Here is a 13114-nt window from a genome sequence, read left to right on the forward strand (position 1 = left end):
AAGCCCATGAGCCTCATCGATCTGCGGACGCTGAAGCACTTCGTCTGCGTAGCGGAGAGCGAAAGCATTTCGAAGGCGGCGGAACTGCTGCATATCTCGGCGTCGCCGTTGAGCCGCACCATCCTCAACCTCGAAGAGAAGGTCGGCTTCGCGCTTTTCGATAGAGTCGGGCGGAACTTGCGGCTCAACAATGCGGGGCGCGAACTGCTGCTCAACGCGCGACAGCTCTTGTTGAGTAACGAGCGGCTCATGCTCGACCTGCAGCGCAGGGCCGCCGGCGATGGCGGCACGGTGGTCATCGGTCACATGCCAGGCGCGCTCTACAACGGCATCATTCCCGACACAGCCAAGAGCGTGCAGGCGGCGCATCCCGCGATCCGGTTCCAGTTCGAGAGCGCGCTCGAGAGCCTGCAGCTCGAAGAGCTACGCCGCGGTCGATTCGATTTCGCGGTGCAGACCCAGGAGCTCACCGACCCGGCACTCGCCTCGGCGGTCTACAGCTCGGAGCCCTACGTGTTACTGATGCCGCGCGACCATCCGCTGGTGAAGGTGCCTGAGATCTCGGTCGGCCAGTTGAGGGATGTCGAGTGGGTGGTGACACCCGAGCGCAGCGGGCCCTCTCTGCGAGCCAGATTCATGCTGGCCTGCAACCGACTTGGCTTCGAGCCGCGCGTCGCCTGCGTCGCGGGCGACATCATGTCGGCGCTCGCGCTGGTCTCGAGCGGCTTCGGCTTGTGTGCTGCGCAGGAGAGCCTGGTGCAGTTCTCGGGCGGCAACATCGTCGTGCGCGATCTCCCGCTGCTCGAGATGCGGACCGACTACCGCATCGTCTGGCGGCCGGACGCGCTCAGCCCTGCGGCGACCCGGTTCCTCGATGCCTTGCTGGGTCGTCCGGCCTGAGGAACGCAAGACATCAAGCCAACGGCTTGCGGCCCTTCCTGCTCGTCTTTGCTGTTGCCGGCGATGCCGCCGCAGCCCGGTGGGCCAGCAGGACTTGCGGCGCGCCGTTCAGGAATGATTCGACCCTCATATCAATCAGTCGATCAATATTCCGCGGGGCTGAGAGGTCGTAGACCCACTTGCGCACGCCGATATAGAAGACGCTCGAGTGCATGGCCCAGATGAGTTCGACTTCTTCATCCTCGGCCTCGGCGCTCTCGGGTTCCGGAATGCCGTAGGCAAAGCGCAGCTCGCGCGCGATCAGCAGGAAGTGGCGCTCGCGAAGTCGCGTGAGATAGCGCTGGTTCACGCCGGCGCGACTCAGGCCCGCATACATGAAGATGCGCACCCATTCGCCGCGGAGCACGAAGTGCGCGTAGTCCTTCAGATAGCGCTTGAGACGGCTTTCGAGCGAATGCGTGCGGTCCGCGAGCCACTCCTCCCACTCGGGGTTCCAGCGCCGCACGAACACCTCGTCGTAGACGCGATCGACCAGCGCTTCCTTGGTCGGGAAGTAGCGATACAGCAAAGGCTGCGATACGCCCAGCCGCTGCGCGAGATCGCGCGTGCTGCCTTCGAAGCCATGCTTCGCGAAAAAACTGATCGCCGACTGAACGATCTCGTGCTCGCGGTCCTCTGGGGCGAGGCGGCGGCGGCGCTGCCCGGCGCCGGTGGTGCTTTCGTCCGAAGTCTCGTCGGTCTTGGCCATGCGTTGGGTCATCGGCAATGTGTATGGAACGTTGGCTGGTCCGCCACAGCGCAAATAACGCTTCGCGGACCGATCGCTTGATTATTAGGCCGTCCAACCCCGTGCTCGCACCTGCTGCGGGTAAACCCCGACACACCTATGTCAAACCGCACTTGCTCAGGAAATTCCGCCCAATTATTATTTATCACCCGATCACCTAGTATCGAAACCTCAAGACGAACGGAGACTCCATGACAATCGATCGCAGGAATTTCATTGCAGCAGCCGCGACTGCAGGCGCTGCACTGGCAGCACCTTCGCTGGTGCGCAGCCAGGGCGCACCCGAGCCGTTGCGCCTGGGCCTGCTCACAGCCAAGACAGGGCCCTTCGCTTCCGGCGGCCTCGACATGGAGCGCGGGTTGCAGAGCTACCTCGCAGCCAACGACCAGATGCTCGGTGGGCGCAAGGTCGAACTCATCGTGGCCGACACGGGGGGCGTGCCGTCCACCGCGCGCACCAAGACGCAGGAACTGGTCGAGCGCGAGCGCGCGCAGGTGCTCATGGGTCCGCTGGCCGCCTTCGAGGCACTGGCGACCGACGACTACATGCGGGCCCGCAAAATCCCGGTGTTTCCGGTCGCCGCGGCGGAAGACATGACCCAGCGTAAGGCCAACCCATGGCTTTTCCGGGCGAGTTCGACCTCGGCCCAGTGCGCCCATCCACTGGCGGACTACTGCGCGAAAAAGCTCAAGTACAAGCGTATGGTGCTGGTGGCAGACGACATCGCCTACGGCCACGAGATGACAGCCGGCTTCCAGCGCGTGTTCGAGGAAGCCGGGGGCAAGGTGGTGCAGAAGTTGTTCCCGCCGCTCACCGCTCCCGACTACGGCAGCTTCCTGGCCCAGCTCAACCGCGATGCCGACGCGGTGTTCCTCGGGTTCGCGGGCTCCAACGGTTTTCGCTTCATCCGCCAATTCAACGAGTACGGCCTGCGCGGCAAGCTGGCGCTCGTCGGCGGCATGACGGCTCTGGACGAAGCAGTGCTACGCAACATGGGCGACGAAGCGCTCGGGATCGTCACGGTGAACTGGTATTCGGCGGAGCTCGCGAACCCGGTCAACGCGAAGTTTGCCGGTGCCTTTCGGAAGGCGCATGGCTACGACCCCGGCTTCTATGCCGCCTGCACCCATGTCAGCGCTTCGGTACTCGACGCCGCGCTGCAGCCGTTGAAGGGGCAGGCATTCGATCGTGAAGCGCTTCGCGCATCGCTGCAGAAGACGAACGCATCGACCGCACGCGGCCCGGTGCGGTTCGACGCCTGGGGCAATGTGGTCGGCAATGTCTACGTACGTACTGTCGAACGCAAGGACGGACGCCTGGTCAACACGATCATCGAAACCTATCCGGACGTGAGCCAGTTCTGGACATACGACCCGAAGAAGTTCCTTGCCGAACCGGTGTACTCGCGCGACTGGCCGCCCGCCAGGAATCTCGTCGGCTGACGCCCTTGCGGAGCTTCAAGGCTCGCGGCCGCTTCGGCGCGACGGGCCCTGACGTCAAGAACATGCAATTCTGGTTGACTCAGACACTCAACAGCCTGGCCCTCGGCGGCCTGCTGCTGCTGCTCTCCTCGGGCTTCGCGCTCATCTTCGGGCTGATGCGCATCGCCAACCTCACGCATGGCGCGCTCTTCATGATCGGCGCCTACGTGGCCGCGAGCGCGGCGCGCGCCGGCTGGGGCTTTACACCCGCAGTGATACTCGCCGCGCTGTCGACTGCAGTGATCGGCGGCCTGTTCGAGCGCCTCGTGCTGCGCCGCCTTTCGGGGAATGCGCAGGCGCAAGTGCTGGCCACGCTCGGCCTCTCTTTCATCGCCGCCGACCTCTGCCTCGTGCTGTGGGGTGGCGACCCGATCCCGGTCTCGCCACCGCCTTTCCTAAGCGGCCCGGCCACGCTGTTCGGATTCGCCTTTCCGAGTTATCGGCTGGCCGTGATCGTCGTAGCGGTGGCGACGGCCCTGGTGCTGTACCTGCTGCTGGAGCGCACGCGGCTTGGCGCCCGCATCCGGGCCGGAGTCGACGACATGCCGATGGCGCGTGCGGTTGGGATTCGCGCCTCGGCACTGTTCACCACCGTGTTCTGCCTCGGCGCGATGCTGGCCGGTGTCGGCGGTGCGTTCGGCGGGCCGATGCTCTCGGCCTATCCTGGACTCGATGCCGACATGCTGCCCCTTGCGCTGATCGTGGTGATCCTCGGCGGTGTCGGCAGTTTGCCCGGCACCTTCATCGCCAGTTTCATCATCGGGTTCATCTATACCTTCGGCACTGCGCTGATCCCGGATCTCGCCTACGTGATCCTGTTCCTGCCGATGATCCTGGTGCTGGCCTTCCGGCCCGCCGGCCTGCTCGGAGGTGCCCGCGCATGAACACCACCACCATCCGGGGCCTGCTGCTGCTCGTGGCACTGGCCTTGCTGCCGGCAGTGCTCGGCGAGTACTACGTCAATCTCGGCAGCCAGATGCTGATCGCCGTGATCTTCGCCTCAAGCCTGAACCTCCTCGTGGGCTATGCCGGGCTCACTTCTCTTGGCCATGCGGCCTACCTGGGCCTGTCGGCCTACATCTCGGCGTGGCTCGCGCTGCATGTGGGCATCGGTCATGCCATGGCAGCACCGCTGACGCTGCTGGCCACCACGGCAATCGGCGGCGTCTTCGGCTGGATCGCGCTGCGGGCCTCGGGCCTGAGCTTTCTGATGCTGACGCTCGCGCTCTCGCAAGTGGTGTGGGGCCTGGCCTACCGCTGGACCTCGGTCACCAACGGCGACAACGGCCTGTCGGGCATCACGCGCCCAGCGCCCTTCGGCATCGACCTGGAAAGCAGCAGCGCGTACTACTGGTTCGTCCTCTCGATCAGCGCTGTGGTGCTGCTGGTCATCGCTCGGCTAGTGAACTCGCCCTTCGGCGCTTCGCTGCAAGGCACGCGCGATCAGGCGCGCCGCATGAGTTCGCTCGGCTACAACGTCTGGGCGATCCGCTGGTGCGCCTTCGTCGGTGCGAGCTTCCTGGGTGCCGTGGCGGGCTTGCTCTACGTCTACTTCCACAAGTACGTGCATCCGAGCGTGCTGTCGGTCACCGCCTCGGCCGAGGTGCTGCTGAGCGTGATCGCGGGCGGCGCGGGCACGCTGGCCGGGCCGGCTGTCGGGGCCGTGCTGGTGGTGCTGCTCAAGAACTACGCATCGGGCTACATCGAGCGCTGGAACATTCTGCTGGGAGCCGTGTTCGTCTTCATCGTGCTGGTGATGCCGCACGGCATCGTGCCGGGCGTTCGCACGCTGCTTGCGGGACTGAAGGAGAAGCGCGCATGACCGCGGCGCTCGAAATCAAGGGCCTGCGCAAGTCGTTCGGCGGTATCGCCGTGACGCAGGATGTCTCGCTCACCATGCAGCGAGGAGAGCGGCGCCTGATCATCGGGCCCAACGGCGCTGGCAAGACCACGCTGTTCGGCCTGATCGCCGGCGAGATCCGGCCGGACAGCGGATCGATCCGCATCTTCGGCGAGGACGTGACGACTCTTCCGGTTCGCGCACGCGCACGCTACGGGCTCGCACGCACCTACCAGATCATCACGCTGTTCCCGAAGGACACGCTGGCCCACAACGTGGTCCTGGGGCTGATGGCCCTGCTTCCGCTGCGCCTCGACGTAAGCAGTGCGCTGTCGCGGCAAACGGCGCTGCACGATCGTGCCGTGGAGCTCCTCGATGGCGTCGGGCTGGCTTCCAAGGCGCTGCATCGCGTCTGCGACGTGTCCTACGGCGAACAGCGCCGGGTAGAGCTCGCGATCGGGCTGGCACAGCAGCCCCGCCTGCTGCTGCTCGACGAGCCGCTGGCAGGACTCTCGCAGGACGAGCGGGTGGTCGTGCAGCAGCTCATCGCACAAGTACCGCGCGAGACCGCCATCCTCATGATCGAGCACGACATGGACGTAGCGCTCGAATTCGCCGAACAGATCACGGTGCTGCATTACGGACAGGTGATCGTCGAGGGTGACCGCCGCACCGTTGTGAACCACCCAAGAACGAGGGAGATCTATCTTGGCCACTGATGCACTCAGCGTTAGCGGGCTTGACATCTACTACGGGCAGAGCCAGGTCGTGCACCAGCTGTCGATGGGCCTGCGCGATGGACGCGTGCTTGCGCTGCTCGGGCGTAACGGCGCCGGCAAGAGCACGACGCTCAACACCTTCGCCGGGCTGCACCGGGCGCGCAGTGGCGGCATCAAGCTGGCGGGTCGTCCCGTCGAGCGCATGTCGCCCGAAGGCATTGCGCGCGCCGGCATGCGGCTGGTGCCCCAGGGCCGCCGGATCTTTCCGAGCCTGAGCGTGCTGGAGAACCTTCAGGTCGCCGAACAGGCTGCCGCAAAGAGCGGCGGCAGGCAGGCGTGGAATCTCGAGCGCGTCTACGCGACTTTCGGCCGCCTCAAGGAGCGCGCCCGCCAACGCGCCGGAACGCTATCGGGTGGCGAGCAGCAGATGCTCGCCATCGGCCGCGCGCTGATGGGCAATCCGCGCGTGCTGCTGCTTGACGAACCTTCCGAGGGTCTCGCGCCGATGATCGTCGCCGAGGTGGCGCAAGCCATCAAGACGCTCAAGGCCGACCGGCTCTCGATCGTCCTGGTCGAACAGAACTTCAACCTGGCGCTCGAAGTGGCGGACGACGTCGTCGTGCTCAACACCGGCCGCGTCGTCCATGCCGGCAGTGCCGATTCGGTGCGCGCCGAACCCGAGCTTGCCACCCGGCACCTGGGCGTCTTCTAGGCGGCCGAATTCCTCCACCTCTCACACACAACGGATCCCACGTGCTCTATACCTGCTCTCCTCACTGCACCGACCCGACCCATCACCACTCGCGAACGTCCTCCGGGCGCGCACGCAGCGCGGCCCTCTCGATGGCGCAGACGGCCACTGCATCTGCGCCGGCCCGCAGCAGTCGCCCGCCAGTCGTCGATGTGCATTGCCACTACCTGAACCCGGATGTCGCCAAGGCGGCGAGCGATCTCGACGTCGCCCGCCACGACCCGAGCGTGATCTATGCGAATGCACTCACCCGCGAAACCAACGTCGCACAGATGCGGGATCGCGCGCCGAAGCTCACCGGAATCGATCAACGCCTCGATGACATGAACCGCATGGGGATCGACATCCAGGCGATCAGCCCGGCGCCGTTCCAGTTCTTCTACTTCGCGCCACCGGAACGCGGTGCCTCGCTCGCGCGACAGGTGAACGAAGGCATCGCGGCGCTTGTGGCGGAGACCCCGCAGCGCTTCGTCGGTCTCGGCTCGGTGCCGTTGCAGAACGCCGAGCTTGCGATTCAGGAACTGGACCACGCGATCGGCACGCTCGGCCTGCGCGGCATCGAGATCAACACCAACGTCAACGGGCTCGACCTCACCGATGCCCGGCTCGGGCTGGAGCCATTCTTCGCACGCGCCGATGCGCTCGGCGCGGTGATCTTCCTGCATCCCGTGGGCTTCTCGGACGGTGCCCGACTGACAGATCACTACTTCAACAACGTGATCGGCAATCCGCTGGACACGACGGTGGCGGTGAGCCACCTGATCTTTGATGGCGTGGTGGCGCGCTATCCGAACATCAGGTTCATTGCCGCGCATGGCGGCGGCTATGTGTCGCACTACTGGGCGCGCATGGATCACGCCTGGCGCGCGCGCAAGGATTGCCGGACGGTGATCGACCGCGCGCCCTCGAGCTACCTCAAGACCTTCTACGTCGACACCATGGTGTTCGATCCCGAGATGCTGCGCCATCTGGTCGATCTGGTCGGCGCCGATCGTGTGCTGCTCGGTACCGACTATCCGTACGACATGGGAGAGGAGAACCCCCGCGCACTGATTGCTTCGGTGCGAGGCCTGTCGAGCGATGAAGTGGCGCAGATCGAAGGGCTCAATGCCATGAAGCTCCTCGACATCGCGCCCATGCGTTGAGCACTCGGGAGTCTTCCATGTCGGCCTCGCCAACTTCCTTGTCCCTGTTCAGCGAACTCGCCATCGGGCCGCTTCGCTTCCCCAATCGCATCGTCGTCTCGCCGATGTGCCAGTACTCGGCCCGCGAGGGTGTCGCAAATGACTGGCACCTGCAGCACCTCATGCAACTGGCCATGTCCGGTGCTGGACTGGTCATGGTCGAAGCCACTGCTGTCGAAGCACGCGGGCGCATCACGCACGGCTGCCTCGGCCTCTACAGCGACGAAGCCGAAGCTGCGTTGGCGCGCGTGCTCCAGGCGGCCCGGGCGGTGGCCGCGCCGGGCACGCGCTTCGGAATCCAGCTCGGCCATGCGGGCCGCAAGGGCTCTGCCGACGTCCCGTGGCATGGCGGCGCGCCGCTCAAGGCCGGCAGCGACGCCGGCGCACCCTGGCGCTGCTCGGCGCCCAGCGCCCTGCCTTTCGCGCCGGACTGGGACACGCCCGAGGCACTCGACGAAGCCGGCATCGGCCGGCTGGTCGACGCATACGTCGATGCCGCGCGGCGCGCGGTGCGCCTGGGCTTCGATGTCATCGAGCTGCATTGCGCGCACGGCTACCTGTTGCACCAATTCCAGTCGCCGCTTGCGAACCGGCGCGACGACGCCTGGGGTGGTGACGCGGCCCGGCGCGACCGGTTGGCGCTTCATATTGCGCAGACCCTGAAAAAGCACGTGCCGAGCGACCGCGTGCTCGGCGCGCGTATCACCGGCACCGACTGGGCCGAGGGAGGTCTCGGGCCCGACGACGCGGTTCGCCTCGCGCGGCGGCTCAGGGACCTCGGCTTTGGCTACGTCTGCGTGAGCAGCGGCTTTGTCGTTCGCGGCGAGCGCATTCCCTTCGGCCCCGGGTTCCAGGTCGCGCTGGCGGCGCAGGTGCGGCGGCAGAGCGGCATCACCACGCGCGCCGTCGGCGGCATCAGTGAGCCGATGCAAGCGGCCGAGATCATCGCGTCCGGCCAGGCCGACCAGGTCGCTCTGGCGCGCCCGTTCCTCGCTGATCCGCGTTGGGTCTGGCGGGCCGCGGAAACGCTCGGCGTCACACCCTACTATCCGGCGCCCTATCGCCGCGCGGCTGGCTTGCGCAAGCCAGCCACTTTCGATCGAACCCAATGACCAACTCGTTCGAACTCAGGGTCAATGGCAGCACGCAGACAGTGCAGGCCGACGAGAACGACCTTCTGCTTTACGTGCTGCGCAACGACCTCGACTGCAAGGGCGTTCGCTTCGGCTGCGGTGCAGGCCACTGCGGTGCCTGCACGGTCTGGATGGACGGTCGCCCGGTCCAGTCCTGCGACATGCCGCTGTGGGGTACCGCCGGACGCGAACTCACTACCATCGAGCACCTGCGAGACGACCCGGTGGGCGCAGTCGTGCTCGACGCGTTCGTCACGCTGCAGGCGGCGCAGTGCGGCTACTGCATCAACGGCATCCTGATGTCGGTGACGGCATTGCTTCGTCGCACCACCGCGCCGACCGAAGCCGACCTGCATGAGACGATGCACAGGCATCTGTGCCGCTGCGGCGCGCACGCGCGCATCCTGAAAGCGATTGACGCGGCCGCCGCGCGGCTGCGCACGGAAGGCCAATCATGAGCGCCGCTCTTGCCACGCCGACCGCCATCCAGGCCCATCCGCGACTGCGCCAATGGTTGCGCATCGGACCGGCGCGCCAGGTCAGCGTGTTCACCGGCAAGGTCGAACTGGGCCAGGGCATCGAGACTGCGCTGGTGCAGATCGCCTGCGACGCGCTCGGACTGGCCCCGGCGCAGGTGCTGCTCGTCGCAGGCCGCACCGACCGATCGCCCGACGAAGGCTACACAGCCGGAAGTCTCTCTGTGCAGTACGGCGGGGCGGCGCTACGCTGGGCCTGCACGCACGCCTATGCCCTGTTCAATACGGAAGCGGCGCGTCGACTCGGCGTGGAACCGTCCGGGTTGCAGGTTGAGGACGGCTGCTTCACCGATCCCGAGGGCCGGCGGCGTATCGACTACTGGGAGCTCGCAGGCTCGGTCGACCTCGATGTCCCGATCGTCGAGCCGGCCGCTCTGACCCGCAACGCCGCCAGACCCTACGTGGGCCGCTCGCTGCCGCGCGTGGATCTTCCCGCCAAGCTGACAGGTGCCGGCTACCTGCAGGACATGGTCATTCCGGGGATGCTGCATGCGCGCATGCTGCGGGGGCGCCATCCGTCGCAGCGACTGGCGTCGGTGCCGTTGTCGCAACTGCAGGCCCTGCCCGGCGTCTCCCACGTGGTGCACAGCGGACGGTTTCTTGCGCTGGTGGGCCCGCACGAAGGTGCGTTGGTCCGTGCGTTGCCCAAGGCGCGCAAGCTGCTCGACTTCGAATCCATGCCCGATCCGCACGCGGGCCGTGACACCGTCTCGCTGCTGCAGGGCCTGCCCGACAGCCCACAGCGCGTTCATGATTCGGGCACGCCGGGCACGGATCTGCAGACGTACAGCGCCACCTACTCGCGGCCCTACCTGGCACATGCTTCGATCGGGCCTGCCTGTGCGCTGGCCGATCCACGTGGCGACCGGCTGCGCGTGTGGTCGCACACGCAGGGCGTCTATCCATTGCGCGACCAGATCGCCATGGCGCTGGGCCGCGGGTCCGACACCGTGGAGGTCATTCATGCGCCGGGCGCCGGCTGCTACGGCCACAACGGCGCCGACGATGCCGCGTTCGACGCTGCCTTCATCGCGATCCGCATCGGCCTTCCAGTGCGCGTGCAATGGATGCGCGAAGACGAGATGTCGATGTCGCCGTTCGGTTCGGCCAGCGCGGTGCGACTCACGGCCGGTCTGGACGCAGCAGGTCGCATCGGAAGCTGGACCTTGCGCCTGTGGAGTCACACCCACATGAACCGGCCCGGCTGGGGCGATGGCGTCAACCTGCTCGGCGCTTGGGAAGTAGAGCCGCCACTCCCGCGGCCAGCAGCGCGCGACCTGCCGCTGCCCATGGGTGGCGGCGACCGCAACGCAATCGCGCTTTATGACCTGCCGCATCAGCAGGTCGACTACTACTTCATCGCGGAGTCACCGGTGCGCGTGTCGGCACTCCGATCGCTGGGTTCCTACTGCAACCTGTACGCGATCGAGAGCTTCATGGACGAGTTGGCGCGGATCGCGGATTGCGACCCGGTCGAATTCAGGCTGCGTCACCTAGGCGATGTGCGCGCACGCGAGGTGCTGGAGACCGCGGCCCGGATGGCCGGCTGGAGCCGGCGCGGCGAAAGCGGTACCGGCAGCGGCCTGGGCATCGCCGTCGGCCGCTACAAGAACCAGGCCGCGTATTGCGCTATCGCGTTGCAGGTCGGCGTCGAAGAGAGAGTCCGGGTCGAGAAGGCCTGGGTCGTTGTCGACGCTGGCGCGGCGGTCAATCCCGACGGGCTGGTCAACCAGATCGAAGGCGGCCTTCTTCAATCATTGAGCTGGACGCTGAAGGAAAGCGTGACCTGGGACCACACAGGCATCACGTCGTGCGACTGGGAGCACTATCCGATCCTCGGCTTCGACGAGATCCCGGAAATCGCGGTGCACTTGATCGAACGGCCCGACCAGCCCAGCCTCGGCGTGGGCGAAGCAGCCGCCGGGCCGGCCGCCGCCGCTGTCGCCAACGCAGTGGCCCATGCCCTCGACCTGCGCGCGAGGCAACTGCCTTTGTCCGCCGAGCGCCTGGCCCAACTCATCACCGAGGGCTGATCGCACGCCCCTCGAATCCGACCCGAATCCAACATTCAAGGACTCTCACCATGGCCATCCAGACCCTTGCCCACTACTCGGTGCGCACCACCCGCCTCGAGGCTTCCCGCCACTTCTATGTAGATGTGCTCGGCTTCCGTGAAGGCTTCAGGCCGCCTTTCGACTTTCCGGGCCTCTGGCTCTACAAGGGCGACGATGAGGCGCAGTACGGTGTCGTGCACATCATCGGCATCGACCCGGACTCGCCGCAGGGCCTCGTCGAGTACCTCGGCGACAAGAGCGTGGATTCCCTTCACGGCAGTGCCGCAATCGACCATGTGGCCTTCCTCGCAACGGATCTTCCCGACATGCACAGGCGTCTGCGAGGCGCAGGCCTCGCCTTCCGCGAACGCACCGTGCCGAGCATCGGCCTGCACCAGGTGTTCGTCGAGGACCCCTCGGGCGTCACGATCGAGTTGAACTACCCTGCCCACGAGGCGCTCGAAAGCGGAGCGCAGGCATGAGCGCCGCGCAATCGACCAAACCGGCGCGCAAGGCGCTGGTCATCGGCGGCTCGCTCGGCGGACTGTTCGCGGGCAATCTGCTGCTACGCGCCGGCTGGGATGTCCACATCCACGAGCGCGTGGCCGACGAACTCGAGAGCCGGGGCGCCGGCGTGGTGACGCATCCCGAGCTGATGGATGTGCTGAGCGCTGCAGGGGTCGACTTGTCGGACGGGATCGGCGTCGAGGTCCGCGAGCGCATCACGCTGGCGCGCGATGGCCATGTCGAGAGCTCCCGCCCGCTGCCGCAACTGCTCACCGCCTGGGGACGCCTGTACCAGGTGCTGCGTCGAGCATTTCCTTCGGAGCGCTATCACAGCGGACGTCAGTTGGTCTCGTTCGAGCAGGATGCCGGCGCTGTACGCGCGACGTTCGCCGACGGAGAGGTGATGTCCGCCGATCTTCTAGTGGCGGCTGATGGCTTGCGCTCGACCGTGCGCCAATCGCTCGCGCCCGACGCGCGTCCGCACTACGCGGGCTATGTCGCATGGCGCGGGCTCGTCGAGGAAGCGAGCCTTTCGCCGCGGGCGCTCTCCGAGCTCTTTCCATATTTCGCATTCGGCCTGCCGCCGCGCGAGCAGATGATCGCCTACCCGGTCGCAGGCGCGGGCAACAGCGTGGAGCCCGGTCATAGACGCTACAACTTCGTCTGGTACCGGCCGGCCGACCGCGACACGACGCTGCGCGAGATGCTCACCGATGCGACCGGCAAGACCTGGCCCGACGGCATTCCGCCGCCGCTGATCCGCCCCGAGGTGCTCGCCGAAGCGCGCCGGGCGGCGCACGAGGTGCTGGCACCGCAGTTCGCCGAGGTGGTGGAGAAGACTCCCAACCTGTTCTTCCAGCCAATCTTCGATCTCGAAAGCCCGGCGATTGCGTTCGGCCGCGTGGCCTTGCTGGGCGATGCCGCGTTCGTTGCGCGGCCCCATTGCGGGATGGGCGTCACGAAGGCTGGCAGCGATGCAGCGGCATTGGTTCGCGCGCTTGAAGCCGCACCTGACGTGCCACTCGCGCTCAAGGCCTACGAGGCTTCGCGCCTCCATGCCGGCAGCTTCATCGTGGGCCATGCGCGCGCTCTGGGCGCCTACATGCAGGCGCAGATCGCCACGCCCGCCGAGCGCGCGATGGCGGAACGCTACCGCAGCACCGAAGCGGTGATGCGGGAGACCGCCGTGCCGCCGGTGCCGCATTGACTCGCCCTGGCGTTC

At 66.6% G+C, this 13114-nt stretch carries 13 protein-coding genes; 12 read left to right on the top strand and 1 reads right to left on the bottom strand.

Going from position 1 to position 13114, the window contains the following annotated elements:
* The first annotated feature begins 6 nt into the window (after positions 1 to 6).
* Positions 7 to 900 (top strand): LysR family transcriptional regulator, encoded by an 894-nt coding sequence (locus VSO01S_RS02850; protein WP_068640284.1) that lies wholly within the window; start codon positions 7 to 9, stop codon positions 898 to 900.
* Between the two features lie 13 nt (positions 901 to 913).
* On the opposite strand, the gene VSO01S_RS02855 is transcribed toward VSO01S_RS02850, so the two are convergent.
* Entirely contained in the window at positions 914 to 1648 is a 735-nt protein-coding gene (locus tag VSO01S_RS02855; RefSeq protein WP_153305113.1) for a TetR/AcrR family transcriptional regulator, read from the bottom strand.
* A gap of 230 nt (positions 1649 to 1878) precedes the next feature.
* Between VSO01S_RS02855 and VSO01S_RS02860 the strand changes: the two genes are divergently transcribed.
* The 11 genes from VSO01S_RS02860 to VSO01S_RS02910 all read left to right on the top strand — a co-directional run bounded on the left by VSO01S_RS02860 (position 1879) and on the right by VSO01S_RS02910 (position 13099).
* Positions 1879 to 3129 carry an ABC transporter substrate-binding protein gene (locus tag VSO01S_RS02860; RefSeq protein ID WP_068640286.1) on the top strand — a complete coding sequence of 417 codons (1251 nt, stop codon included), beginning with the start codon at positions 1879 to 1881 and terminating at the stop codon, positions 3127 to 3129.
* Positions 3130 to 3134: 5 nt separating this feature from the next.
* The gene (locus tag VSO01S_RS02865; RefSeq protein ID WP_245684089.1) at positions 3135 to 4052 is read left to right on the top strand and encodes a branched-chain amino acid ABC transporter permease; all 918 of its coding nucleotides are present in this window, start codon (positions 3135 to 3137) and stop codon (positions 4050 to 4052) included.
* The gene (locus VSO01S_RS02870; RefSeq protein WP_068640287.1) at positions 4049 to 4990 is read left to right on the top strand and encodes a branched-chain amino acid ABC transporter permease; all 942 of its coding nucleotides are present in this window, start codon (positions 4049 to 4051) and stop codon (positions 4988 to 4990) included. Before VSO01S_RS02865 ends, VSO01S_RS02870 begins: the two co-directional genes overlap by 4 nt.
* Positions 4987 to 5727 carry an ABC transporter ATP-binding protein gene (locus VSO01S_RS02875; RefSeq protein WP_068640288.1) on the top strand — a complete coding sequence of 247 codons (741 nt, stop codon included), beginning with the start codon at positions 4987 to 4989 and terminating at the stop codon, positions 5725 to 5727. Before VSO01S_RS02870 ends, VSO01S_RS02875 begins: the two co-directional genes overlap by 4 nt.
* Complete coding sequence (locus tag VSO01S_RS02880) at positions 5717 to 6439, top strand: ABC transporter ATP-binding protein (RefSeq protein ID WP_068640289.1); 723 nt, start codon at positions 5717 to 5719, stop codon at positions 6437 to 6439. Before VSO01S_RS02875 ends, VSO01S_RS02880 begins: the two co-directional genes overlap by 11 nt.
* Positions 6440 to 6570: 131 nt before the next feature.
* On the top strand, positions 6571 to 7623 hold the full coding sequence (locus VSO01S_RS02885) for an amidohydrolase family protein (RefSeq protein WP_068640290.1): 1053 nt from the start codon (positions 6571 to 6573) through the stop codon (positions 7621 to 7623).
* A 17-nt stretch (positions 7624 to 7640) separates the two neighbouring features.
* Positions 7641 to 8774, top strand: coding sequence for an NADH:flavin oxidoreductase/NADH oxidase (locus VSO01S_RS02890; RefSeq protein WP_068640291.1), 1134 nt, complete (start codon positions 7641 to 7643; stop codon positions 8772 to 8774).
* Positions 8771 to 9253: a (2Fe-2S)-binding protein gene (locus VSO01S_RS02895; RefSeq protein ID WP_068640292.1), complete on the top strand. Its 483-nt coding sequence runs from the start codon at positions 8771 to 8773 to the stop codon at positions 9251 to 9253. The genes VSO01S_RS02890 and VSO01S_RS02895 overlap by 4 nt, the downstream gene beginning before the upstream one ends.
* A complete protein-coding gene (locus VSO01S_RS02900) occupies positions 9250 to 11364 on the top strand; it encodes a xanthine dehydrogenase family protein molybdopterin-binding subunit (RefSeq protein WP_068640293.1) in 2115 nt (704 codons plus the stop codon). The genes VSO01S_RS02895 and VSO01S_RS02900 overlap by 4 nt, the downstream gene beginning before the upstream one ends.
* A gap of 50 nt (positions 11365 to 11414) precedes the next feature.
* Complete coding sequence (locus VSO01S_RS02905) at positions 11415 to 11867, top strand: VOC family protein (protein WP_068640294.1); 453 nt, start codon at positions 11415 to 11417, stop codon at positions 11865 to 11867.
* Positions 11864 to 13099, top strand: a complete 1236-nt coding sequence (locus VSO01S_RS02910) for an FAD binding domain-containing protein (protein ID WP_068640295.1) — start codon at positions 11864 to 11866, stop codon at positions 13097 to 13099. The genes VSO01S_RS02905 and VSO01S_RS02910 overlap by 4 nt, the downstream gene beginning before the upstream one ends.
* Positions 13100 to 13114: the final 15 nt, after the last annotated feature.

The sequence above is a fragment of the Variovorax soli NBRC 106424 genome (assembly GCF_001591385.1).
Taxonomy (GTDB): Bacteria; Pseudomonadota; Gammaproteobacteria; order Burkholderiales; family Burkholderiaceae_C; genus Variovorax; species Variovorax soli.